A 24,908-nucleotide genomic window follows, 5' to 3' on the forward strand; every position below is an offset into this window, starting at 1 on the left:
ATGCCAGACGGGGAACAGCCCATCAGCGAAACCTGGCGGTCAGTCCTGACCCTGCTGGAGTCCGACGACACCGTCACTCCGATGCTGTACGGCTTCCTGAACCTGGTCGAACCGAAGGGCATCGCGGCCGGCACGTTCTACCTCGAGGTGCCCAACGAGTTCACCGCGAGCATGCTCAACGTGCGCATGCGGGTTCCGCTGCTCACCGCGATGGGTCAGCTCAGCGAGTCAGTCGCCGTCACCACCTTCTACGTCGTGGTCAATCCGGAACTCGAGCAGGAATCCCTGCGCCCGGTGCAGGAACCCATCCAACGCCAGCCCGACATCGAGACACCGGCCACCCCACAGTCGGTCTTCGAGAGCGCCTCCCCCGAGCGCCCGCACGACACCCGGTTGAATTCCAAGTACAGCTTCGACAACTTCGTGATCGGCCAGTCCAACCGGTTCGCCCACGCCGCGGCCGTCGCCGTCGCCGAAGCTCCGGCCAAGGCGTACAACCCGCTCTTCATCTACGGTTCCTCCGGACTGGGCAAGACTCACCTGCTACACGCCATCGGCCATTACGCCATGAGCCTGTACCCCGGCATCCGGGTGCGTTACGTCAGTAGCGAGGAGTTCACCAACGACTTCATCAACTCGATTGCCAACAACCGCGGGTCGGCATTCCAGAACCGCTACCGCAACATCGACATCCTGATGATCGACGACATCCAGTTCCTGCAGGGCAAGGCGGAGACCCAGGAAGCCTTCTTCCACACCTTCAACACCCTGCACGACCACAACAAGCAGGTCGTCATCACCAGCGACCTGCCACCCAAGGCCCTCACCGGGTTCGAAGATCGGATGCGGTCCCGCTTCGAGTGGGGCCTGATCACGGATGTGCAGGCTCCCGACCTGGAGACCCGCATCGCGATCCTCCGCAAGAAGGCGCAGAGCGAAAAACTGCAGGTGCCGCACGACATCCTTGAGTTCATGGCGTCCAAGGTGTCGTCCAACATCCGCGAATTGGAGGGCACCCTGATCCGGGTGACCGCCTTCGCGAGCTTGAACCGCACGCCAGTGGACATGAACCTGGTGCAGACCGTGCTGAAGGACGTGATCACCCTCGACGAAGACAATGTGATCGCGCCGGTGGACATCATCACCAATACCGCCGATTATTTCAAGCTCACTGTCGACGACCTGTACGGCTCGTCCCGGTCGCAGGCCGTCGCCACCGCCCGGCAGATCGCCATGTACCTATGCCGTGAGCTGACGAATCTGTCCCTGCCGAAGATCGGGCAGCTGTTCGGTAACCGCGACCACACCACCGTGATGTACGCGAACAAGAAGATCAGCGAACTGATGAAGGAACGCCGTTCCATCTACAACCAGGTCACGGAACTCACAAACCGGATCAAGCAGGACCACCGTTACAAGTAAGAGAAAATTTTTTGTGTTTCGTACCTGTGGATAACCCTGTGGAAACTGCCCGGACAACTCGGGTCAACCTGTAGAAACGCACGGCCCACTTGTGAAAACTCCGAATTACAGAACGCAGTTCCTGTCATTCATTGGGCTTAGCGCTCACAGGGCGTCCACAAATTACAAGTTTGTAGTTCCCAGTCACTGAGCGCTATCCACCGAGTTATCCACAGTTTCCACACCGGTTAAGAATATTAACGATTAACTTCATTAGCTCCAGGTCCAACAACCTTCACTCGCCGCCGGCTCACAAGAAATAGGCCGTCGGCAAACCCGACTAGCATTGAGGCCGTATCCAGGTCTCCACCGACAGGAGTGACTTCGTGAGATTTCAGGCCAATCGGGATGTCTTCAGCGAAGCCGTTTCTTTCGCTGTCAAACTCCTTCCCCAACGCACCACCCTGCCCATTTTGAGCGGCGTCTTGATCGAGGCGACAGAGACCGGCCTGATCCTGTCCTCGTTCGACTACGAAGTGTCGGCGCAGACCGAGATCGCAGCCGATGTCGAAGAGACCGGCAAGGTCCTGGTCTCCGGTCGTCTTCTGGCCGAGATCGCCAGCCGGATGCCCAACGCTCCGGTACGTTTCTCCACCAGGGACTCCCGCATCACCGTGAGCTGCGGCACCGCAAACTTCACTCTGCTGTCTATGCCGGTAGAGGAATATCCAAGCATTCCCCAGGTCAGCGCCCAATCCGGCCTGGTACCCGCCGAGGAATTTGCTGCGGCCGTTTCCCAGGTAGCCGTCGCGGCATCCCGCGACGACGTCACCCCGGTGATCACCGGTGTACAGCTGCAGATCACCGAGAACAGCATCAGCCTCGTCGCCACCGACCGGTACCGCGTTGCCGTGCGCGAGATCGACTGGGACCCTGGAGCCAACCAGGCCCAGGAACCGATCACCGCGCTGGTGCCGGCCCGCACCCTGCAGGAGGTCGGCAAGACCTTCGGCCACAGCGGCACCATTTCGGTAGCCGTCACCAACACCGACGACCGTGAACTGATCGCCTTCACCGCCGACAAGAAGACCGTCACGTCGCTCTTGATCAAGGGCAACTACCCGCCGGTCCGTCGCCTCTTCCCCGAGAACGTCGACAACTACGCCGTGATGAACACCGCGGAACTGGTCGAGGCCACCCGCCGCGTGCAGCTGGTGCTCGAGCGTGAAGCCGCACTCCGGTTCAGCTTCACGGCCGACGGCCTCACGCTCGAAGCGATCGGCTCCGAACAGGCCCAGGCCTCCGAGACCATCGACGCGATTCTCGCCGGCGGCGACACTGTCGTCTCGCTCAAGCCGCAGTTCCTTCTGGACGGGCTCGGCGCTGTGCATTCCGAGTTCGTGCGGATCTCCTTCACCAAGACCGAAAACCCCAACAAGCCGGGACCCGTGCTCATCACGAGCCAGACCTCCCGCGAGCAGCCGGGCGCCGACAGCTACCGCTACCTCCTGCAGCCGAACCTGCTCCTGCGTTAGGCACGACAGTCTCGCCAGCACGACACGAACCACGAAGGACAGCCATGCACATCGGAATCGTCGGCCTCGGCAAAATGGGTGCCAACATGCGGGACCGGCTGCGGGCAGCCGGTCTGACCGTGACCGGCTATGACCGCAATCCCGATGTGAGCGAAGTGGCCGGCACCGCCGAGCTGGTGGCAGCGCTGCCGGCTCCCCGGCTGGTCTGGGTCATGGTTCCGGCCGGCGCGATCACGACATCGGTGATCGCCGACCTGGCCACCAAGCTCTCCCCCGGTGACCTGGTCATCGACGGCGGTAACTCCAGGTTCACCGACGACTTCACCCACGAGGCGCTGCTCGCCGAGCAGGGCATCCACTACGTGGACGCCGGTGTCTCCGGCGGAGTCTGGGGCCTGACCAACGGTTTTGGACTCATGGTCGGCGGTTCGGCTGCCGACGTCGAGCGGGCGATGCCGGTCTTCGACGCGCTGCGCCCGGAGGGCCCGCGCGAAGAAGGCTTCGTGCACGCCGGCAAGGTGGGCGCCGGCCACTACGCCAAGATGGTGCACAACGGCATCGAATACGCCCTGATGCAGGCCTACGCCGAGGGTTACGAACTGCTCGAGAAGCGCGACGACCTGATTCACGACGTCCCGGGCATCTTCACCGCGTGGCAGCGCGGCACCGTCGTGCGATCCTGGTTGCTCGAACTACTGGTGCTCGCGCTCAAGGACGACCCGCAGCTGGGCGACATCGACGGCTACGTCGAGGATTCCGGCGAGGGCCGCTGGACCATCGAAGAGGCCATCAAGAACGCCGTTCCGGTGCCCGCGATCAGCGCGTCGATCTTCGCGCGCTTCGCCTCCCGTCAAGACGATTCCCCGGCCATGAAGGCCGTGGCCGCGCTGCGCAACCAGTTCGGCGGCCATGCCATAAAGAAGGCAGACTGATCCCGCGTGCGGGTCGCGCACCTCTCCCTCACTGACTTCCGCAACTATGCCCAGGCGGAGGTCCCCTTCGGCGCCGGACCCAATCTGATCGTCGGCCGGAACGGCCAGGGCAAGACCAACCTGGTCGAGGCACTCGGTTTCCTCAGCACCCTGAGTTCGCACCGGGTGTCCCAAACCGGTGCGATGGTGCGTTCAGGGCAGGACGCAGCGATCATCCGGGCCCGGCTGGAATACAACGGCCGAGACCTTCTCGCCGAGGTGCAGATCAACCGGTCCGGACTCAACCGGGCCCAGATCAACCGGTCGGTCATCAAGACCCGCGAACTCCCCCGCTACTTCTCCAGCGTGCTCTTCGCCCCTGAGGACCTGGCTCTGGTGCGCGGCGATCCCTCCGGCCGCCGGCGGTTCCTCGACCAATTGCTGGTGCTGCGCAACCCCCGGTTCTCCGGGGTGCTCACCGACTACGACCGGGTACTCAAACAGCGCAACACCCTGCTCAAGTCGGCTAGGGCATCCGGCTTGAAGACCACCCAGCTGGGCACCCTCGATATCTGGGACGAGCGGCTGGTTGCCCTCGGCTCCGAATTGATCGACGCGCGTGCCGATCTCGTGGCCGAGCTGCTGCCGCCGTTGCACAGCGCGTACAAGTCGGTTGCCGGCGCCGACCACGGGCCGAACCTGGTGGCGTCCCTGAGCATTTTGGGCGCTGATGAAGACGAAGGCTCCTCCTCCCCCGCCGCCGCGCAGCCCGGCGGCAGCGGCTCGGAGACCGCGGAAACCTTCCGCACCGCGCTGGCGGGCCTCCGCCGCAAGGAACTGGACCGCGGCATGACCTTGGCCGGGCCGCACCGCGACGACCTCGTCTTCGAACTGAACAATCTGCCGGCCAAGGGCTACGCCAGCCACGGCGAATCCTGGTCGTTCGCCCTCGCCCTCAAACTGGCCTCGGCCGAGCTGCTTCGACGGGATTCCACCAGCGGCGACCCGGTGCTGATCCTCGATGACGTGTTCGCCGAACTCGACCAGTCCCGCCGCCGACGCCTCGCCGAGGCTGTGACCGGCTACGAACAGGTTCTCATCACCGCCGCCGTGTTCGAGGATGTTCCCGCGGTGCTCGCCGCCCACGCCATCCACATCCACGCCGGCGCCGTCGTCGACGGCCCCGCCGCGGAACAGGGCGCCGAGCATGGCTGAACACAGCGAGGCCGCCAAGGTCTATCTCAGGTTCAAGGACGTCTTCGGCGACCCCAATGCCAAACGAACCCGCGCCAGGCGCAAGGCCAGCCCCCAGATCGGGTCGAGCGTTCCGTTCGGCGCCGGCCGGGACCCGCGCGGGCTGGGCGAGACCATCAACTCACTCACCGCCCAGCTCGGCTGGAACTCCCCGATGGCCCAGTCCGATCTGCTCGCGTCCTGGATCGAACTGGCCGGTGAGGAAACCTCGAAGCACTCCACCCCGGCGGGCATCGACGAGGGCATCCTGACAGTGCACTGCGAGTCAACGGCGTGGGCCACACAGCTGCGAATGATGCGCGTCGAAATCATGACTCAGATCATGCAGAAGTTCCCGGATGCTGGCATCGCCGCGATTCGTTTTCAGGGACCCAACGCCCCCTCGTGGAAAAAGGGTCCCAGATCAATCCCAGGGCGTGGTCCACGCGATACCTACGGCTAGGTAGCCAAAACAGGTCAACCCTACGAATAAAACGCGTCAAACGGCGGTTTTGGCCGCTGAGGCTTGGGGGGGTTGGTAGGCTGAAGGGTCGCCTGTGCGACGGTCAGGAGCCCAATTTCACATGACAATTGAACCGAAAACTGAGCCGGAGCAGCACGCTTACGGCGCAGAAGACATCCAGGTTCTCGAAGGCCTTGAAGCTGTTCGCAAACGACCCGGAATGTACATCGGTTCAACCGGTCCACGCGGTCTGCACCACCTGGTCTACGAGATCGTCGACAACTCCGTCGACGAGGCCCTCGCCGGCTACTGCGACACCATCGACATCCGCATCCTCGCTGACGGCGCCGTCCGCGTGCAGGACAACGGTCGTGGTATCCCCGTGGACATTCACAAGGCCGAGGGCAAGTCCACCGTCGAAGTGGTGCTCACGGTGCTGCATGCCGGCGGCAAGTTCGGCGGCGGCGGCTACGCGGTCTCGGGCGGACTCCACGGCGTCGGCAGCTCCGTCGTCAACGCGCTCTCCAGCCGCCTCGAGGTCGAGGTGCGCCGGCAGGGCAACGCCTGGCGGCAGAGTTTCCACAACGGTGTTCCGAACGAGTCACTTCACAAGGACGAGGTCTCGGACGAGACCGGAACCACGATCACGTTCTGGCCGAGCTCGGAAACCTTCGAGACCGTCATCTTCGACTACGAGACCCTGCGCGCACGTTTCCAGCAGATGGCCTTCCTCAACAAGGGCCTGCGTCTCACGCTCACCGACGAACGCCCGGACAGCCTCAACGCCGAGGACAAGCCGCTCAGCAACAGTTTCATGTACGAGCAGGGCCTGATGGACTACGTGGCCTACCTCAACCGGGCCAAGAAGGCGGACCTGGTCAACGAGGAGATCATCTCCTTCGAATTCGAGGACACCGAGAAGAAGATCGCCCTCGAGGTGGCCATGCAGTGGACCACCGCATACACCGAGAGTGTGCACACCTACGCGAACACGATCAACACCCACGAGGGCGGCACCCACGAAGAGGGCTTCCGCGCGGCGCTGACCACCCTGGTGAACAAGTACGCCCGCGAAAAGGGCATCCTGAAGGAGAAGGACGACAACCTCTCCGGCGACGACGTGCGCGAGGGCCTGACCGCGGTCGTGTCGATCAAGCTCGCCGAACCGCAGTTCGAAGGCCAGACCAAGACCAAGCTGGGCAACACCGAGGCCAAGGCCTTCGTGCAGCGTGTTGTCGGCGACCAGCTCACCGACTGGTTCAACCGCAACCCGGTTCAGGCCCGCGAGATCATCCGCAAGTCCCTGCAGGCCGCGACTGCCCGCATGGCAGCCCGCAAGGCGCGTGAAACCGCCCGCCGCAAGGGCCTGCTCGAGGGTGGCGGTATGCCCGGCAAGCTCAAGGACTGCCAGAGCAAGGACCCCGCGGCGTCCGAGATCTTCATCGTCGAGGGTGACTCGGCCGGCGGTTCCGCCGTTCAGGGCCGCAACCCCGAGACCCAGGCGATCCTGCCTCTGCGCGGCAAGATCCTCAACGTGGAGAAAGCCCGGCTCGACCGTGCCCTGGGCAACGCCGAAGTACAGGCGATGATCACGGCGTTCGGCGCCGGCATCGGCGAGGACTTCAACCAGGACAAGGTGCGCTACCACAAGATCGTGCTGATGGCCGATGCCGACGTCGACGGCCAGCACATCACCACCCTGCTGCTCACCCTGCTGTTCCGCTACATGCGGCCGCTGATCGACCTCGGCTATGTGTACCTCGCCCAGCCACCGCTCTACCGGCTCAAGTGGGCCAACTCGGCCCACGAGTACGTGTACTCGGATGCGGAGCGGGACGCCCTGCTCGCCGACGGCGCCGCCGCCGGCAAACGGATCCCGAAGGACAACGGCATCCAGCGCTACAAGGGGCTGGGCGAGATGGACTACAAGGAGCTGTGGGAAACCACGATGGCCCCCGAGTCCCGCACCCTGCTCCAGGTGACCCTGGATGACGCGGCAGCCGCCGACGAGATTTTCTCCACCCTGATGGGCGAAGACGTCGAATCCCGACGCAACTTCATCCAGAAGAACGCGAAGGACGTGCGTTTCCTTGACATCTGACGACACCACCGGCATCACGCCGGACGCCCCCGACGCCGCCGGGCTTGCTGCGGCAGCGGCGCACCTGACCCAGCACGGCAAGATCGACCAGGTCGACCTGCAGCTGGAAATGCAGCGTTCCTACCTCGACTACGCCATGAGCGTCATCGTCGGGCGCGCGCTGCCCGACGTGCGTGACGGCATGAAGCCCGTGCACCGCCGTGTGATCTACGCCATGTACGACGGCGGCTATCGTCCGGACAAGGCGTTCTCGAAGTGCGCCCGTGTCGTCGGCGACGTGATGGGCCAGTTCCACCCGCACGGTGATTCCTCCATCTACGACGCCCTCGTGCGCCTCGTGCAGCCGTGGAGCCTCCGTTACCCGCTGGCCCTCGGCCAGGGCAACTTCGGCTCCCCCGGCAACGACGGCGCCGCCGCCCCCCGGTACACCGAGACCAAGATGGCCCCGCTTGCCCTCGAGATGGTCCGCGACATCGACGAAGACACCGTCGACTTCCAGGACAACTACGACGGCCGTACCCTGGAACCCACCGTTCTTCCGGCCCGGTTCCCCAACCTGCTGGTGAACGGCTCCGTCGGCATCGCCGTTGGCATGGCCACCAACATCCCGCCGCACAACCTGCGCGAAGTGGCCGCAGGCGCCCTGTGGTACCTGGAGAATCCTGACGCCACCCGCGAAGAACTGCTCGAAGCACTGATCCAGCGCATCAAGGGCCCTGACTTCCCCACCGGCGCGCAGATCCTGGGCATCAAGGGCATCCAGGATGCCTACCGCACCGGCCGCGGTTCCATCACGATGCGCGCCGTGGTGAACATCGAAGAGCTGCAGGGCCGCACCTGCCTGGTGATCACCGAGCTGCCCTACCAGGTCAACCCGGACAACCTGGCGATCAAGATCGCCGACCTGGTCAAGGACGCCAAGATCACCGGCATCGCCGACATCCGCGACGAGACCAGCGGCCGCACCGGCCAGCGCCTTGTGATCGTGCTCAAGCGCGACGCCGTGGCCAAGGTCGTGCTCAACAACCTCTACAAGCACACCTCGCTGCAGGAGAACTTCGGCGCGAACATGCTCGCGATCGTCGACGGCATCCCGCGCACCCTGGCCCTGGACGGCTTCATCAGCGCCTGGGTCGCCCACCAGATCGACGTGATCGTGCGTCGCACCCAGTTCCGGTTGAACAAGGCCGAGGCAGATGCCCATATCCTGCGCGGGTATCTCAAGGCGCTCGACGCTCTGGACGAGGTCATCGCCATGATCCGCCGCTCCCCCACCGTGGACGACGCGCGCGCGGGCCTGATGGACCTGCTCACGGTCGACAAGCTGCAGGCCGACGCCATCCTCACCATGCAGCTGCGTCGCCTGGCCGCCCTGGAGCGTCAGAAAATCGTCGACCAGGCCGCCGAGCTCGAGCTGCAGATCGTCGAGTTCAAATCGATCCTGGCCAGCCCCGAGCGTCAGCGCAGCATCGTCAGCACCGAACTCGGCGAGATCACCGACAAGTTCGGCGACGACCGCCGCACCGAGATCATGTTCGGCTTCGACGGCGACATGTCGATCGAGGATCTCATCCCCGAAGAGGAGATGGTGGTCACCGTCACCCGCGGCGGCTACATCAAGCGCACCCGCAGCGACAACTACCGCAACCAGCACCGCGGCGGCAAGGGCGTCAAGGGCGCCCAGCTGCGCGCGGACGATGTGGTCGAGCACTTCTTCGTCACCACGACCCACCACTGGCTGCTCTTCTTCACCAACACCGGCCGCGTCTACCGGGCCAAGGCCTACGAGGCGCAGGAATCCGGCCGCGATGCCAAGGGCCAGCACGTGGCCAACCTGCTGGCGTTGCAGCCCGGTGAGGAAATCGCCCAGATCCTGGACATCCGGGACTACGGCGTCGCCCAATACCTGACCCTGGCCACCCGCGAGGGCCTGATCAAGAAGACCGCGCTGAGCGAATACGACACCAACCGCACCGGCGGCATCATCGCCATCAAGCTGCGCGAGGGTGACGAACTCGTCTCCGCTCTGCTCGTCGATGAGGACTCCGATCTTCTGCTGGTATCGAAGAAGGGCATGTCGATTAGGTTCACCGCCTCCGACGAGGCGCTCCGCCCGATGGGCCGCAGCACCTCCGGTGTGATCGGAATGCACTTCCGCGGCAAGGACACCCTGCTGGACGCCTCGGTCGTCTCCGACGATGGTTTCGTCTTCGTGGTGACAGAGGGCGGCTACGCCAAGCGCACCTCCGCCGACCAGTACCGCCTGCAGAACCGCGGCGGTCTGGGCATCAAGGTGGCCAAGTTGAACGATGACCGCGGCGACCTGGTCGGCGCGCTCATCGTCGACGAGGAGGACGAAGTGCTTGTGGTCCTTGCCAGCGGCAAGGTGGTACGCTCTGACGTCGCCGAAGTGCCGGCCAAGGGCCGGGACACCATGGGCGTTGTTTTTGCAAAGTTCGCGACCGAAGACAGGATCATTGCGATCGCGAAGAACACCGAGCGCAATCTGGTAGTCGAACTTGAGGCTGCAGCCGAGGGCGATCCGGGGAAAGTAGAATCAGCAGATGAGTAGTGTTGCCGAGAAACTGGCCAAAAAGTCGAGTCGGGGTGCAATGTCGTCCAAGCAGGTACGTCTGAAGCTCGTCTATATCGACTTCTGGTCGGCCGTCAAACTGTCCTTCCTGATCGCCGTGTGCCTGGCGGTGGTCACCATCGTGGCCACGTTCCTCACCTTCACGGTGCTGAACGGAACCGGCATCTTCACCCAGATCGACGCGCTGTACACGGATATCGCCGGGAGTGCCTCTGAGCTCACGACGATCCTGTCGATCGGCAATGTGATGGGCTTCGCCGTGGTTGTCGCGGTCATCAACGCCGTCGTCGTGACCGCCCTGGGCGCGATCTTCGCCGTGCTGTACAACCTGAGCGTCAAGGTCACCGGAGGCCTGCTCGTCGGATTCACCAACAACTGACCGTCGGATGCCCGATCGAGGTCGCCTGCCGGCCTCGATTGGGACTTTCCGCCGGTTTCCGGTAGTCTCAAATCTGCCCAATGGGGGGATATAGCTCAGTTGGTTAGAGCGCTTCGCTGATAACGAAGAGGTCCCAGGTTCAAATCCCGGTATCCCCACGTATGACAAAAACACTGTGTGTGTCACAAAAACACTGTGTACTGAATAGCCTTACATCTCCGCCAGATCCTCACCTTGTGAGGAACCGGTTCGGGGCCATAGCTCAATTGGTAGAGCGCCTGCTTTGCAAGCAGGAGGTCCGGGGTTCGATTCCCCGTGGCTCCACAATTTCACTTCCGCATAGCAGGTGGGCCGTGTGTGCCCCGGAATCTCGCGGCGAGCGGCCGCTTGGGCTCTAGCGGTGCGGCAAGACCCTGAGCCGTTCCTGCGTGGGCGCCCATCGCGATCGCTTTTCCTCTGGCGTTCGGCTGAATGTCACATTCGTGACGCATTCGTCCTTTAGCGTTCCTGATACGAGCATCACCGGACTACCAGGAACGAGCCAGCATGGCAGAGTCTACGGCGGGATCCACGAGCGCAACGACAGCACGAATTGTGTGGGAGACAGCAGACAAGCTCCTTTGCAACATCGTCGACGAGGAAGATTACGGCGACTTCATCTTGCCATTCACTGTTCTGCGGCGTCTGGAATGCATGCTTGGGGATACTCAGGCTCAGGTGACGGAGTTCATGGCGTCTCGATCCTCGCTCCCGGCGCATCTTATCGAGATCGCCGTGAAGGATCGCTTCAAGCTCAGCTTCTACAACGTCTCGCCGCTCGATCTCGCCACGATCGCCTCCGTCGACGACAACGTCGAGAAGTCATTGACGAGCTACATCGATGGTTTCTCCGATAACATCGCGGACATCTGGGTGGCCTTCGACTTCGCTCGCCGGGTGAAGGTCCTTGCGGAGGCGAACCGCCTACACGCTGTCGTCAAGCACTTTTCCACGTTGGACCTTGGCCCGAGCAAACTCGACAACACCGCGATGGGCGACGTGTTCGAGGACATCATGTACCGCGCATTCAATAAAAAGGGAAAAGCCGCTGGCAACGTCTACACCCCACGCGATGCCATTAATCTGATGGTCGATGTCCTCATCGCGCACGAAGACGAGACGCTCGCCGGTGAGAGTGCAGCGCGCTCGATTTACGACCCGACCGCGGGGTCCGGCGGGATGTTGCTCATTGCCCAGGACGCGTTGAAGCGAATGAACGCGACGATGGACGTGACTCTGTATGGTCAGGAACTCACGCCGTCCGCATTCGCCCTGGGAAAGGCTGATCTGCTCATCCAGGGAGGCCACCCGGACTCGATTAAGCAGGGGAACACTCTCGTAGACGACCACTACGCGAATCAGACCTTTGACTATGTGCTCTCGAATCCGCCGTTGGGCATGGACTGGTCGGTGGACCAGAAATCGGTCCATGACCAGGCCGGTTTGCATGGGTCGCGATTCAGTCACGGCCTGCCGGGAACTGCTGATGCGCAGATGCTATTTCTCGCGCACTGCGCTTCCAAGCTGAGCCCAGCGGCACCTAACGGGCAAGGCGGTCGCGCGGCAGTCGTCTCTAGCGCTTCGCCCCTGTTCAACAGTGACCAAGGCCCTCCTGGGATCCGTGAGTGGCTTCTCGAAGAGGACCTTGTTGACGCTATCATCGCCCTGCCGACAGACATGTTCTACGGTACCGGTACTGCGACATACGTCTGGATTCTCGACACGAACAAAGATCCTGAGCGCCGGCACAAGATCCAGCTGATCGAAGGATCCGGCCAGTGGGGGGCGTTGCACAAACCTGTGGGCGAGAAGCGACGTGAGATGCGCACGGGTGATCGAAACGCGGTACTCGAGGCGTACAAAGCGTTCGAGAATGCCGATCCCGCGATTTCGCGTGTGATGACTCCCGAGGACTTCATGTTTCGTGAGGTGTGTCGCCCGTCCAGTGAATTGACGATGGCCGCGTCAACCTCGGTGACGATGTGAGGGTCTGAAAAAGCCCGGCCGGCGGACGGGGGTTTGCGTGGGCGGGCGTTGAGTTCCTGCGCGACGTGTTCGAGGTCTTCGGGCCCATAGGCGGTGAGATTACCCCGCCGAATGGCACTACCGGCTCATTGACCCCCAGGCGCGCTGTGATCGCCCCGGAACGGCCCATCGCCCACAGACACACGCCCAGGCTCCGCATCCGCCCACGCGACACACAGGGCCTCGAGGACGGAAACGTTGGGGCGGGTGAGGCGCCGTTAGGCGGGTGGCGCGCCGCCCGCCTAACGGCGCTTGGCCCGCGTACCGCGCACGGCGTGTGCCAGGCGCTCAAGGCCGGGCCGGCGTCCGGACACGCAACAAGGCCCCCGTCAGAGACGAGGGCCTTGTCGGCGATGCTGCGAACTAGATGTCCGTGGGCTTCTCAATCGGCGAATCGAGAAGCGACTCGTCTTCGGAGACCCACAGTTCATCGTCGGCACGGAAGGTCTGCCAGATTGCGTACGCCACACCGGCTGCGGCAGCGATGCCCACACCGATGGCGATGTACGTTCCCGCACCCAGGCCCTGCTTCTGAACCACGACGGGCTTCTGGAAGCGAACGCGGTTGAGCGCGGCGATGCGTGCGTCCTTGGCGAAATCCCCCACCGACATGACAGTGCCCAGTGCGGTTCCGATCCCCGGCAGAACCTTGTCCGTGACCTGGTGGCGAACGCCACCGGCAAAATCTTGGGTCGCGTGCACACCGGGGAGGAGGTAGTGCTCATAGCCCTGGCGAACGCGGGGTACTACTTCTTCACGAGTGAGCACACTGGCCTGACGGCCGGCTTCACGTGCAATCTCGTTGGCGCGGTCGAGAACTTCCTGCTGATTACTCCACAGCTCATCCGCGCTCTTGCGCAGACGAGTGAGTTCCTTTCGGCGCTTGCGTGACAGGCTCATCTGGACCCTCCATCGTTTCTTGTGGTTAACACAGCCCATCTTGCCACTGAATAGCCTGTGAGCGCTCTGAATGCCTGACAAGCAGACGGATTCGTGCAATCTTCGCTGTGCAAGAATTATTCCTATGTCTAAGCACACTGCAGTCGCAACGCTCCATACAACCCTCGGACCGATCAAGGTCAACCTCTTCGGGAACCACGCTCCCAAGACCGTCAAGAACTTCGTCGGCCTCGCCACCGGCGAGATCGAGTGGAAGCACCCGGCAACGGGCAAGACCTCCAACGACCCGCTGTACAACGGCACAGTCTTCCACCGCATCATCAAGGACTTCATGATCCAGGCCGGCGACCCGCTGGGCCAGGGCACCGGCGGACCCGGCTTCCAGTTCGACGACGAGATCAGCCCGGAGCTCGACTTCACCCAGCCCTACGTCCTCGCCATGGCCAACGCCGGCATCCAGGGCGGTCGCGGCACCAACGGTTCGCAGTTCTTCATCACCGTCGTGCCGACCACCTGGCTTCAGGGCAAGCACTCGATCTTCGGCGCCGTCGAGGACGAAGACTCCCGCAAGATCGTCGACCAGCTCGCCGTCGTGCCCACCGACGGCCGCGACCGTCCGCTCACCGATGTCGTCATCGAGAGCATCACCGTCGAGCAGGTCTAGGACCTCCCGAGATGACCAGCCTGCCCGGAACCGCCGCCAATTTCTGTTACCGGCATCCGGGCAGGCAGAGTTTCATCCTCTGCCAGCGCTGCGGTCGCACCATCTGCCCCGAGTGCCAGACCCAGGCGGCCGTGGGCGTCATCTGCCCCGAGTGCATGCGTGAGCAGCGCCAGAGCGCACCACGCACCAAGTCGGCCGCCCGCACCAGGCTCGGACGCATGACCGCGGCCGGCGAGCCGGTGGTCACCTACTCGATCATCGCGCTGACGCTGGTCATCTTCATTCTGCAGCTCATTCCCGGACTGGGCGTGACGAACGCGTTTCTGTACGCCGGCGCGTTCTCGTATCCGGGCGACTTCGAACCGTGGCGCATGCTGACCAGCGTCTTCGTGCACTCCACCGGGTTCATCTTCCACGTGCTGCTGAACATGTACACCCTGTGGATCTTCGGCCAGATCCTCGAGCGGATGCTCGGACGCGGCCGGTTTCTCACCCTGTACCTACTCAGCGGCCTGGCCGGTTCACTCGGCGTTCTGTTCCTGGCCGACCCGTATGTGGCCGTCGTCGGCGCCTCCGGGGCCATCTTCGGGCTGATGGGCGCGTTCCTCGTCATCCAGCGCAAGCTCGGCGGCAACGCCACCCAACTGCTGATCCTGGTCGGCATCAACCTGGTGATCGGCTTCCTGCCCGGACTCAACGTCGCCTGGCAGGCACATGTCGGGGGCCTCATCGGCGGTGCCGTCATCGGCCTGATCTATGTGCAGACCCGCCAGCGCAGCAAGCGCACCCAGCAGTTCCTACTCCTGGGCGGCTTTGCTGCCCTGCTCGTGGCTTTGAGCCTGAGCAAGTTCTTCGTCTAGGCCGCTCGGCCACTAGGTTTCCCCAGGGTTATCCACACCCGGGGAGAAAGTTATCCACAGGAGTTTCCACATTGGGGATAATTACACGGCTGTAATTGACTCCCCGAACGGGTGGTTAAACCACACGGAACGGGTGGTGAACAGTCGGGTCTCAGCGCCAGCGGGTGGTCATCAGGAAGCCGATGAAGGCGATCCCGAATCCAACGAGGATGTTCCACGAGCCGAAGGCCGGGACGGGCAGTGCGCCCTGGCTCACATAGAAGACGATGATCCAGGCCAGCCCGATCAGCATGAAACCGAACATCACCGGTTTGAACCAGACGGCGTTCGGGGCGTCTTCGCCCGCGCGGGCCTCGGGACGGGCGGGCTTGGTTCGGGGATTTGTGCGTGCCATGCCTGAGATTCTAGCGTCCCCGCCTGCGTTGCCCTGCCGGAAGCACTCGGCGGATCAGTAGGTTCGCCCCGATTAGAATCGACTGCATGACCGAGCCGGCCACGTCCGAAGTTCCGGCCCTGCGCGGGCGGACAGCCCAACGCGGGTCGAAGAAGCGGGCGCGCGCCCGGGTGAGCGTCTTCGGAGTCCTCGGTGAGGTGCTGATGACCGGGGGCGTTCTCGTATTTCTCTTCCTCGGTTGGCAGCTGTGGTGGAACGACGCCGTGATGGCCGCCTCCCAGTCTCGGGCCGCGGCGTCGATCAGTCAGGGCTGGCTCGACGAAGCCCAGCCGGACCAGGCCCCTGCCCCAGCAGTCGAGGAGGGATATGGCGACCCCGCAGTGGCCGCCGCGCCCAGTGATGCGACGGGGTTCGCCGTGCTCTACGTGCCCCGGTTCGGCGACAGCTACCAGCGCACCATCGCCGAGGGCACCGGCACCAACGTGTTGAACAGCCCCGACCTGGGCATCGGTCACTACCCGGGAACACAGATGCCCGGCGAGGTAGGCAACTTCGCCATCGCCTCGCACCGCAGCGCCAACGGCGGCGGGATGCACCTGATCAACGAGCTGCAGCTCGGCGACGCGATCTACCTGCAGACCGCCGACGGCTATTACACCTACAGGTTCCGAGACTTCGAGTACGTGCCGCCGAGCGCCGTGGAGGCCATCGCGCCGGTGCCGCACGACCCGGACGGTATTCCCGTCGACCGGCTGATCGCCCTCACCACCTGTAACCCGCTGTTCTCCACCGCTGAACGGATCATCGCCTACGGTGTGTTCGAATCGTGGCAACCGACAGCCGTGGGGCCTCCAGCCGAGCTGGCGGCCCTGCTCCCCGCCGCCTAACATCCACCCAGCCGTCATACAGAAGAGTTAAGGACCAACCGATGTACGCAGCAATCTGGCGCCTCCTGCCCGGACCGTTCTGGGTGCGTGTCCTCGTCGTTCTCGTGCTGCTAACGGCTATTCTCTATTGCCTCGTCACCTGGGTTTTCCCCTGGGTCGACACTTTGGTCAACAATCAGGAAGTGACGGTGGGCGTCCCATGACCCGCATCCTTGTAATCGACAACTACGACAGCTTCGTCTACACCCTCAACGGCTACCTGCGCGAGCTGGGCGCCGAGACCGAAGTGGTGCGCAACGACGCCTTCGCCAAGACGGATGTGGCCGCCCGCCTGGCCGAGTTCGACGGGGTGCTGGTCTCCCCTGGGCCCGGTAAGCCGTCGGACGCGGGCGTCTCTATCGCGGCCGTGGAAGCGGCCCTGGCCGCCAACCAGCCATTGTTCGGCGTGTGCCTGGGCCACCAGGCGATCGCCGAGGCCTTCGGCGCGACGGTGACGAACGCCGAAGAGCTCATGCACGGTAAGACCTCCCAGATCACCCACGACGGCAGCGAGTTCTACGACGGGGTCCCCCAGCCCTTCACGGCCACCCGCTATCACTCCCTGGCCGTTGTGAACGGCACGGTCCCCAGTGACCTGGTCGTGACGTCGCGCACCCAGGGCGGCGTGATTATGGGCCTGCGGCACGTGTCGGCGCCGATCCTCGGGGTGCAGTTCCACCCGGAGTCGGTCCTGACGGAGGGCGGCTACCTGATGGTGGCCAACTGGCTGGCGTTGGCCGGTCTGCCAGACGCGCGCGAAAAGGCCAAGCACCTCACCCCCATGCTCAAGCTGAGCTAGACGCGCCAATACCCCAACCCGGCCTGTAGAGCGAGGCCACGCGTTGGTCGAGCTTGTCGAGACCCGGCGAGACGGCCGACGGCGAGGCGGCTGGTTAGCCGGCGCAGTAGGTCAGGACGACCGCGGACTTCTGCGGCACGTCACCGGCAGGGAGGGACTGTTTGGTGACCGGTGAGCCGCTGGCGCTGTCACAGGTGTAGTCGGGTTCGAGTTCCGGCTCCAATTGCGTCGCATCCGCCTGCAGGAGCGCATTGGCCGCGGTGAGCGCCTGGCCGACGAGGTTGGGCATGGTCACCAGTCCGCTGGACACCGTGAAATCGACCGTCGAACCGACCGGTGTCTGGTCCCGCGGTGCGGGGACGGTCTCCAGAACGATGCCCTCCGGGACGTCCGCAGAGTTCTGGGTGGTGACCGACCCCGAGACGAAGCCGCGCTCGGTGAGGAACGGTTCCGCCGCGGAGAACGGCTGGTCGGTGGTGTCCGGCATCTCTACGAGTTCGGCACCGGTCGAGACATAGACCTTGATGACGGTGGTCGGCAGCGTGATCGTGCCGGATGGCGGATCGGTACGGATGACCTCGTCCTTGGCGACCGTGGGACTGCTCTCCTCGGCCTTGGTGGCCGCGAGGTCCAATTCGAGGAGTGCATCCTGAGCATCGTCGTAGCTGAGGCCGGTGAGCACAGGAACCCGTCGTGACGAGTCGGGCAGCTCGTTGTTGGGGGTGAGGCTGAGGGCCCAGAACATCACCGCGATGACGATGACGATGACGCTGACGATGCCGGCCCAGATCCAGATCACCGGTGGGCGGCGCTGGGTTCGGTCCATGGTCTGGTCCTCGGCGAGTTGCTTGAGGGCGAGCTCGGAGGTGGACTCCACCTCCGGCGGGGCACCGAAGAGGCCCCCGGCGACGTCGTCGGCGGTGCGCTTGACCGGAATGTGACCGGCACCGGCCGTCTCAACGTCGTTGCGGAACTCGACAGCGCTCTGGTAGCGGGCGAACCGGTCCTTGGCCAGGGCGTGCACGACGACGGTGTCCAGCGCCGGCGACACCTTGGGGTTGAGGGAACTGGGCTTGACCGGAGGTTCGCTGACGTGCTGGTACGCCACTGCTACGGGCGTGTCGCCGCGGAAAGGCGGACGGCCCGTGAGCATCTCGAAGAGCACCACGCCGCTGGAGTACAGGTCGGTGCGCGCATCCACCGACTCGCCCTTGGCCTGCTCGGGGGAGAAGTAGGAGGCGGTGCCGAGGATGGCCGTGGTCTGGGCGACCGTCGTGGCCGAGTCGGAGATGGCCCTGGCGATACCGAAGTCCATCACCTTCACCTGGCCGGCCTTGGTGATCATGATGTTGCCCGGCTTGATGTCCCGGTGCACCACGCCGGCGCGGTGCGAGTACTCCAGAGCGGTCAGAACACCGTCGATGATGCGGACGGCCTCGACGGAATCGATCGGGCCTTCGCGGATGATGTCCTTGAGCAGGCGCCCGTCGACGAACTCCATGATGATGAACGGGATCTGCGATTCGCTGCCGTCGTCTTCGGAGATGGTTTCTTCGCCGGCGTCGAAGACGCGCACAATCGTGGGGTGCGCCATCCGCGCGGCCGCCTGGGCCTCCTGACGGAATCGGGTGCGGAAGGCGGGGTCGGCAGCGAGGGAGGATTTGAGCAGCTTGATGGCCACGGTGCGGCCGAGCCTGGAGTCGGTGCCGATGTGCACGTCGGACATGCCGCCGTGACCGATGGACGCTCCCACGCGGTATCGACCAGCAAGCAGACGGCCCTCATCAGTCAATGCAAAACTCCCTGCTCGCGGACAATGTTGATCATTTTAGCCAAGATCCGGTCGGCACCCTGCAGGCACCCACCGGGGACGCCTACCCTGCCGGCGGCGTGGCCGGCGGGGTGGCCGGCGGGGTGGGCACGTCAGGCCCCGTGACGGTGACGGTGGTGGAAGCCGAGTAGTCGGAGGCGACGTCGCCGCAGAGGTACCGGAACTTCACGGTGAAGTTGCCGGTGCCCGCCGTGACGGTGGCCGTGGTCGTGTCCGCACCGGTGGGCGGCGGGGAAGAGACCCCGTTGCCCTCGGCGAGGAGCTCGTAGCCTGAGAGTTCCTGCCCGGCTGGGCAGGTCTGGGCGGGCCAGGTGACCGTGACGGTTCCGGCCGGCGCGACGGTGGCCGGTGTGGCCGTCGGCGTGCCTGAGGGCGCGTCGGGGAGAGGCGGAACGAACTCGGAATAGACCCGCACCGTGATCTCGGTGCCCTCGGCGACCCGCCCGGTGGGGTTGATGGCGTAGACCCTGTCGGCCTGGTCCTCGGCCGGTGCCGCCTTGTCGGCTACGACGTTGGCACTGAGGCCGAGCCCACTGAGCTTGTCCCGTGCTTCGGTGCTGGTCAGACCGAGGAAATCGCTCTGATTGAGCTCCACGGAGGTGGACGACGGGGTGGGGGTCGGCGTGACCTTCGGGGGAGTCGGCGCCTGTGAAGTCTGTGTCGGCTCCGGCTCCGGCGCCGCGGCCGGCTGCATGAACAGCGTGACCAGGGTGCCCACCAGTACGAGGGCGAGGATGGAGATGAGCGCGACCAGGGGCCAGGTCCAGGGACTGCGCTTCTTCTTTTTCTTCGTATCCGCGGCCGCAGCGGCGGCGGCCGCTTCTGCACGGGTGCTTGGCTGCGTCACTCCGCCGGCGGCGGGCATAAGCTGGGTGGTCTGGTCATTGCCGGCACCGGGCATCAGCATGGTCGCGGCCGTGGGTGTGAGGCCCGTCATGACGGCGGGCACGGATGCGGCCGCTGCCGCGACATCGCCGCGGCGCAGAGCGATCGCGGCGCGCGCGAGGTGCGCCGCGGAGGCGGGACGCTCCGCGGGGTTCTTGGCCAGGCAGGAGATCACCAGGTTGCGTACCGGTTCGGAGACGGTCTCGGGCAGCGGCGGCGGCTGCTCGTTGATCTGCGCCATGGCGATCGCCACCTGGGACTCACCCGTGAACGGGCGGCGGCCGGCGAGGCTTTCGTAGGCGACGATGCCCAGGGAGTAGATGTCCGTGGTCGGCGACGCCGAGCGTCCGCTGGCCTGTTCGGGCGAGAGGTACTGCACGGTGCCCATGACCTGGCCGGTCGCGGTGAGCGGAACCTGGTCGGCGATGCGTGCGATGCCGAAGTCGGTGATCTTGACGCGACCCTCTGGGGTGATCAGCAGGTTGCCCGGCTTGATGTCGCGGTGCACCAGGCCGGCCGCGTGTGCGGCGTGCAGGGCGGCGGCGGTTTGCGCGACGATGTCGAGGACCTTGTCGGCGGGCAGTGTGTGCTCGCGCTCGAGGATCGTGGAGAGCGCCTCACCGGGCACCAGCTCCATCACCAGGAAGGCGCTGCCGTCTTCCTCGCCGTAGTCGAACACGTTCGCGATGCCCTCGTGGTTCACCAGGGCGGCGTGCCGGGCCTCAGCGCGGAAGCGCTCGAGGAAGCCGGGGTCGCCGAGGTATTCGTCCTTGAGGATCTTGATGGCGACAGTGCGCCCGATCACCAGGTCGACGGATTGCCAAACCTCGCCCATACCGCCGATGGCGATGCGGGATTGCAGTTCGTATCGTCCCCCGAAGGTGAGCCCTGCTGTGGGTCTCATTTATTCAGCACCGCCTCTAGTACCTGTTTCGCTATCGGTGCGGCAAGCAAGTTGCCGTACCCGGTCTGACCGAGTCCCCCACCATTTTCGATGAGAACGGTGATCGCGTATTGCGGGTCTGCTGCAGGCGCGAATCCGGTGAACCACAGGGTGTATGGATCGTCGGCGCCGTTCTCCGCAGTCCCCGTTTTTCCCGCCACGTCGACTCCGTCTATTCTTGCATTGCTCGCGGCCCCGTCCTGGACCCCGTTCATCATCATCTGGGTCATCGTGGCCGCGGTTTCGGCACTGAGCACGCGGTCGGCGGCCACGGGTTCGAAGGTCTGCAGCGGGCTGAGGTCCGGTGCCAGGATCTGGTCGACGAGGTTGGGTTGCATCTCGATACCTCCATTGGCGATCGTGGCCGAGACCAGGGCCATCTGCAGCGGCGTGGCGCGCACGCTGGTCTGGCCGAACGCCGACAGCGCCGTCTGGGCGTCGTCGGGGTTCTCGGGGTACTCGCTGGCGGTGACCGGTAGCGGGATGCTGAACTCGGAGTTGAAGCCGAACTTCTCGGCCATGGCGCGGATGGCGTCATCGCCCAGTTGCAGGCCCAGCTCGGCCATCGGGATGTTGCAGGAGAGCCGCAGGGCCGTGGCGATGGTGACGGTGTCGCCAGGTCCGCAGGCGCCGCCACCGGAGTTGATCACGACCGAACTGGAATTGGGCAGCGTGTAGGTGGCCGGGTTGGGGAAGGTGCTGTCGGGGGTGAACTGGCCCGACTCAAGGGCTGCGGCCACCACGACGAGCTTGAAGACCGAGCCGGGCGGGTTGAGCGAGTTGATGGCCCGGTTGATCAGGGGGTCGCCGGGGGCGTTGACGAGGGCATCGTAGGTGTCATTCACCGCGGCGCTGTCGTGCACGGCGAGGGCGTTCGGGTCGTAGCTCGGCTTGGAAACCATGGCAAGCACCCGGCCGGTCTTGGGCTCGGTGACGACCACGGAGCCGGTGTTGTCGCCGAGGGCATCCCAGGCGGCCTGCTGCGCGACCGGGTCGATGCTGGTCTCGACGGCGGCGCCCTTGGGGTCCTGGCCGGTGACCACGCTGGAGATCTGGTCGAAGAACTGTGCGTTCGAGGTGCCGCTGAGCTCCCCGTTCAGGGCCTGTTCCAGTCCGGTGGGGGCGCCGTTGACCGGGATGAAGCCCGTGATCGGGGCGTAGAGCGGGCCGTTGCTGTAGGTGCGCTGGAACTTGTAGTTGTCATCAACCGGCATCGACTGAGCAATGGGCTCCCCGCCGGCGAGGATGGCGCCGCGTTCGACGGAGTAGCTGTCGAGCAGGGTGCGGGTGTTTCGGTCATCCGCCGACAGGTTGTCGGACTGGAAAACCTGCACGATGGAGGTCGACCCGAGTAGGGCAACGAACATGAGCATCACGACGAGGCTCACGCGCTTGAGTTCACGATTCAACTAGACCACCAGCCGAGGTTGGTTGCGCACTGTGTCACTCAGTCGCAGCAGCAGCGCGACGATGATCCAGTTGGCAACGAGGGAAGAGCCACCGGCGGCCAGGAACGGGGTGGTAAGGCCGGTGAGCGGGATGACGCGGGTGACACCGCCGATCACGATGAAGCACTGCAGGGCGATGACGAAGGACAGCCCGACGCCGAGGAGCTTGCCGAAGTCGTCCTGGCCGGCGAAGCCGATGCGGAAGCCGCGGGCGACCAGGAGCAGGTACAGGGCGAGGATCGCGAAGATGCCGGCCAGGCCGAGCTCCTCGCCGAGGCTGGCGATGATGTAGTCGCTCTGGGGGACCGGGGTGAGCTCCGGGCGGCCCTGGCCGAGGCCGGTGCCGATCAACCCGCCCTTGGCGAGGCCGAACAGGCCCTGCACCAGCTGGTAGCTGCCGCCCGCGGCGTCATACACGGCCGGGTTCAGCGCATCCAGCCAGTTGGTGAACCTGCCGTTGACATAGTCGAGGGTCTGGCTGGCGATGAGGGCGCCGCCGAGGAACAGCGCCATGCCCAGCAACACCCAGCTGAGCCGGCCGGTGGCCAGGTAGAGCATCACCAGGAACAGACCGAAGTACAGCAGGGCGGTGCCGAGGTCGCGCTGGAAGATGATGACCGACATCGACAGGGCCCACACCACGAGGATCGGGCCGAGGTCGCGCAGGCGCGGGAAGCGCATCCCCAGGAACTTCTTGCCGACCATGGAGAGGCTGTCACGGTTGCGCACGAGGTAGCCGGCGAAGAACACGGCCAGGGCGATTTTCGCGATCTCACCGGGTTGGAAGGTGGCGAACGAGCCGAAGCCGATCCAGACCCTGGCACCGCTGACCTCACGGCCGAGACCCGGAACCAGCGGCAGCAGCAACAGCAGCACACCGACAAAACCGGCCACGTAGGTGTACCGGAACAGCACCCGGTGATTGCGGATGATGAGAAGCACGGCGATGGCGCAGGCGATGGCCAGGCCGCTCCAGACGGTCTGCCGCACGGCGGCGCTGGCCCAGCCGGATTCGTTGTTGGCGATGTCGATGCGGTAGATCATCGCGATGCCGATGCCGTTGAGCAGGGTGGCGATGGGCAGGATGAACGGATCGGCTTCCCTGGCGACGAAACGAAGCACGACGTGCATCGCGAAAACCAGGCCGGACAGGCTCGCGCCCAGCAGCACCAGGGTGGTGTCGATCAGGCCGAGCGCGCCCAGTTGCACGAGTACGACGGCGCCCAGGTTGATGCCGCAGGCGATGATCAGCAGGAACAGCTCGAGATTGCGCAGCTTCTGCGGCAGGTGCAGCCGACGGATCTTGCCGGTTTGGGGAGCGGCCTCGCGGGCATCCGTGGAGGGATTACTCTGCCGGGGCATTGCTCAACCGTTCGACGATGAGTTTGGCGTCCTCCAGGGAGGACGCGTTGATGGTGCGCTCCACCTGCTGGCGGTCGTAGACGCGCAGCTGGTTCAGCTCCAGGTCGGTGTCTTCGTAGACGCTGGAAAGTTTGATGGGCCCCAGATCCTGCTGGATGCCCTGATAGATCGCGACGGTGCTGCCTTCGACGCCGACGAAGTACCGACTCTGGGTCCATTGGTAGCCGAGCAACCCGGCGCCGACGATGGCGACGATGAGCAGCACGATGGCGGCCAGCCAGGTGACCTTGCGGCGGCGGGCACGGCGGGCGTCTTCCTCGATCAGCTCGGACAGGTAGTCCTGCGAGTCCGGCTCGAAGTGGGTTTCCCGCACCGGGTGCAGGCGCAGCGACGGGATGCGCGGGGCGCGGGTGCGCACCGGCTCCTCACCGAAGGCGAGCGGGGCGGATGCGGAACCGACCACAACGGGCTCACCGAGGCGTTCGCCGCCGGAGCCGATGTCGACGACGACGATGGTCACGTTGTCGGGGGCACCGCCGTCCAGGCTTTCCTTGACCAGGCGGTCGGCGACGGCCTGGGCGTCGAGCGAGGATTTCAGGGCGTTGGCGATACCGGTGTTCGACACCACGCCGCTCAGCCCGTCGGAGCAGATCAGCCACCGGTCGCCCGCCCGGGTGGCCAGGATCGAGGTGTCGATCTCCGGCGAGGACTCGACGTCGCCGAGCACCCGCATCAGCACCGAGCGGCGCGGGTGCACCATGGCTTCGGCCTCGGTGATGCGGCCGCTGTCAACGAGCCGCTGCACGAAGGTGTGGTCGGTGGTGATCTGGGACAGTTCGCCGTCGCGGAACAGGTAGATGCGGGAGTCGCCGATGTGCGCGATGGCGACCTGGTCGTCCAGCACCACCAGGGCGCTGACGGTGGTGCCCATGCCGGTGAGCTCGGCGTGTTCGAAGACGGTCTCGGCCAGCTGGGAGTTGGCGGCGATCAGGGCGGCCTGCAGCGCGAACTCGGCGTCCTGGGCCGAGAGGTAGGTCGTGTCGGCCTCCATGATGCGCTTGGTGGCAATGGCGGAGGCGACGTCGCCGCCCGCGTGCCCGCCCATGCCGTCGGCCACGACGAACAGGGTATGTCCCGCGTATCCGGAGTCCTGATTGTTGGAACGAATCTTGCCAACGTTGGACGCGGCTGCGCTGTGACTAACCGAGGCCATGCA

At 64.8% G+C, this 24,908-nt stretch carries 21 protein-coding genes and 2 tRNA genes; 16 read left to right on the forward strand and 7 right to left on the reverse strand.

The window, feature by feature from the left end; translation table 11 throughout:
- The 11 genes from dnaA (at nt 1) to BJQ95_RS00055 (ending at nt 12,641) form a co-directional block, all read left to right on the forward strand.
- Nucleotides 1-1,422 carry a chromosomal replication initiator protein DnaA gene (gene dnaA / locus BJQ95_RS00005; protein ID WP_130177663.1) on the forward strand — a complete coding sequence of 474 codons (1,422 nt, stop codon included), beginning with the start codon at nt 1-3 and terminating at the stop codon, nt 1,420-1,422.
- Between the two features lie 365 nt (nt 1,423-1,787).
- A complete protein-coding gene (dnaN, locus tag BJQ95_RS00010) occupies nt 1,788-2,936 on the forward strand; it encodes a DNA polymerase III subunit beta (protein ID WP_130177664.1) in 1,149 nt (382 codons plus the stop codon).
- Between the two features lie 44 nt (nt 2,937-2,980).
- Nucleotides 2,981-3,868, forward strand: a complete 888-nt coding sequence (gene gnd / locus BJQ95_RS00015) for a phosphogluconate dehydrogenase (NAD(+)-dependent, decarboxylating) (RefSeq protein ID WP_130177665.1) — start codon at nt 2,981-2,983, stop codon at nt 3,866-3,868.
- Nucleotides 3,869-3,874: 6 nt separating this feature from the next.
- Complete coding sequence (gene recF / locus BJQ95_RS00020) at nt 3,875-5,062, forward strand: DNA replication/repair protein RecF (RefSeq protein ID WP_130177666.1); 1,188 nt, start codon at nt 3,875-3,877, stop codon at nt 5,060-5,062.
- Nucleotides 5,055-5,543: a DUF721 domain-containing protein gene (locus BJQ95_RS00025; RefSeq protein WP_130177667.1), complete on the forward strand. Its 489-nt coding sequence runs from the start codon at nt 5,055-5,057 to the stop codon at nt 5,541-5,543. The genes recF and BJQ95_RS00025 overlap by 8 nt, the downstream gene beginning before the upstream one ends.
- Nucleotides 5,544-5,664: 121 nt before the next feature.
- Nucleotides 5,665-7,644: a DNA topoisomerase (ATP-hydrolyzing) subunit B gene (gene gyrB, locus BJQ95_RS00030; protein WP_130177668.1), complete on the forward strand. Its 1,980-nt coding sequence runs from the start codon at nt 5,665-5,667 to the stop codon at nt 7,642-7,644.
- 64 nt (nt 7,645-7,708) lie between these two features.
- On the forward strand, nt 7,709-10,216 hold the full coding sequence (gyrA, locus tag BJQ95_RS00035) for a DNA gyrase subunit A (protein WP_240694740.1): 2,508 nt from the start codon (nt 7,709-7,711) through the stop codon (nt 10,214-10,216).
- Nucleotides 10,209-10,616, forward strand: a complete 408-nt coding sequence (locus BJQ95_RS00040) for a DUF3566 domain-containing protein (protein ID WP_130177670.1) — start codon at nt 10,209-10,211, stop codon at nt 10,614-10,616. The genes gyrA and BJQ95_RS00040 overlap by 8 nt, the downstream gene beginning before the upstream one ends.
- 84 nt (nt 10,617-10,700) lie before the next feature.
- Nucleotides 10,701-10,774: transfer RNA gene (locus tag BJQ95_RS00045), tRNA-Ile, on the forward strand.
- 93 nt (nt 10,775-10,867) lie between these two features.
- A tRNA-Ala gene (locus tag BJQ95_RS00050) sits at nt 10,868-10,940 on the forward strand.
- Nucleotides 10,941-11,162: 222 nt separating this feature from the next.
- The gene (locus tag BJQ95_RS00055) at nt 11,163-12,641 is read left to right on the forward strand and encodes a class I SAM-dependent DNA methyltransferase (protein ID WP_130177671.1); all 1,479 of its coding nucleotides are present in this window, start codon (nt 11,163-11,165) and stop codon (nt 12,639-12,641) included.
- A 402-nt stretch (nt 12,642-13,043) separates the two neighbouring features.
- Here the strand turns inward: BJQ95_RS00055 and BJQ95_RS00060 are convergent, their stop codons facing one another.
- Nucleotides 13,044-13,580 (reverse strand): hypothetical protein, encoded by a 537-nt coding sequence (locus tag BJQ95_RS00060; RefSeq protein ID WP_130177672.1) that lies wholly within the window; start codon nt 13,578-13,580, stop codon nt 13,044-13,046.
- Nucleotides 13,581-13,704: 124 nt separating this feature from the next.
- Between BJQ95_RS00060 and BJQ95_RS00065 the strand changes: the two genes are divergently transcribed.
- Nucleotides 13,705-14,244 carry a peptidylprolyl isomerase gene (locus BJQ95_RS00065; RefSeq protein WP_130177673.1) on the forward strand — a complete coding sequence of 180 codons (540 nt, stop codon included), beginning with the start codon at nt 13,705-13,707 and terminating at the stop codon, nt 14,242-14,244.
- Nucleotides 14,245-14,255: 11 nt separating this feature from the next.
- On the forward strand, nt 14,256-15,104 hold the full coding sequence (locus BJQ95_RS00070) for a rhomboid family intramembrane serine protease (protein WP_256041474.1): 849 nt from the start codon (nt 14,256-14,258) through the stop codon (nt 15,102-15,104).
- A 151-nt stretch (nt 15,105-15,255) separates the two neighbouring features.
- On the opposite strand, the gene BJQ95_RS00075 is transcribed toward BJQ95_RS00070, so the two are convergent.
- Nucleotides 15,256-15,498 carry a cell division protein CrgA gene (locus BJQ95_RS00075; protein ID WP_130177674.1) on the reverse strand — a complete coding sequence of 81 codons (243 nt, stop codon included), beginning with the start codon at nt 15,496-15,498 and terminating at the stop codon, nt 15,256-15,258.
- An 86-nt stretch (nt 15,499-15,584) separates the two neighbouring features.
- Here BJQ95_RS00075 and BJQ95_RS00080 point away from each other — a divergent pair, with 86 nt between their 5' ends.
- From BJQ95_RS00080 to BJQ95_RS00090, 3 genes are read left to right on the forward strand one after another with little or no spacing between them, the layout of a single operon-like run.
- A complete protein-coding gene (locus BJQ95_RS00080) occupies nt 15,585-16,385 on the forward strand; it encodes a class E sortase (protein ID WP_130177675.1) in 801 nt (266 codons plus the stop codon).
- A gap of 41 nt (nt 16,386-16,426) precedes the next feature.
- Nucleotides 16,427-16,588: a hypothetical protein gene (locus BJQ95_RS00085; protein WP_165384919.1), complete on the forward strand. Its 162-nt coding sequence runs from the start codon at nt 16,427-16,429 to the stop codon at nt 16,586-16,588.
- Nucleotides 16,585-17,223: an aminodeoxychorismate/anthranilate synthase component II gene (locus BJQ95_RS00090; RefSeq protein WP_130177676.1), complete on the forward strand. Its 639-nt coding sequence runs from the start codon at nt 16,585-16,587 to the stop codon at nt 17,221-17,223. The genes BJQ95_RS00085 and BJQ95_RS00090 overlap by 4 nt, the downstream gene beginning before the upstream one ends.
- Before the next feature lie 94 nt (nt 17,224-17,317).
- Here the strand turns inward: BJQ95_RS00090 and pknB are convergent, their stop codons facing one another.
- The 5 genes from pknB to BJQ95_RS00115 all read right to left on the reverse strand — a co-directional run bounded on the left by pknB (nt 17,318) and on the right by BJQ95_RS00115 (nt 24,905).
- Nucleotides 17,318-19,015, reverse strand: coding sequence for a Stk1 family PASTA domain-containing Ser/Thr kinase (gene pknB / locus BJQ95_RS00095; RefSeq protein WP_130177677.1), 1,698 nt, complete (start codon nt 19,013-19,015; stop codon nt 17,318-17,320).
- A gap of 82 nt (nt 19,016-19,097) precedes the next feature.
- Nucleotides 19,098-20,843 carry a protein kinase gene (locus BJQ95_RS00100; protein WP_130177678.1) on the reverse strand — a complete coding sequence of 582 codons (1,746 nt, stop codon included), beginning with the start codon at nt 20,841-20,843 and terminating at the stop codon, nt 19,098-19,100.
- A complete protein-coding gene (locus BJQ95_RS00105) occupies nt 20,840-22,291 on the reverse strand; it encodes a penicillin-binding protein 2 (RefSeq protein WP_130177679.1) in 1,452 nt (483 codons plus the stop codon). The genes BJQ95_RS00100 and BJQ95_RS00105 overlap by 4 nt, the downstream gene beginning before the upstream one ends.
- Nucleotides 22,292-23,692: an FtsW/RodA/SpoVE family cell cycle protein gene (locus tag BJQ95_RS00110; RefSeq protein WP_130177680.1), complete on the reverse strand. Its 1,401-nt coding sequence runs from the start codon at nt 23,690-23,692 to the stop codon at nt 22,292-22,294. It abuts the gene before it with no gap.
- Nucleotides 23,676-24,905: a PP2C family serine/threonine-protein phosphatase gene (locus BJQ95_RS00115; protein WP_130177681.1), complete on the reverse strand. Its 1,230-nt coding sequence runs from the start codon at nt 24,903-24,905 to the stop codon at nt 23,676-23,678. The genes BJQ95_RS00110 and BJQ95_RS00115 overlap by 17 nt, the downstream gene beginning before the upstream one ends.
- Between the last annotated feature and the right edge of the window lie 3 nt (nt 24,906-24,908).

The organism is Cryobacterium sp. SO1 (genome assembly GCF_004210215.2).
Lineage (GTDB): Bacteria > Actinomycetota > Actinomycetes > Actinomycetales > Microbacteriaceae > Cryobacterium.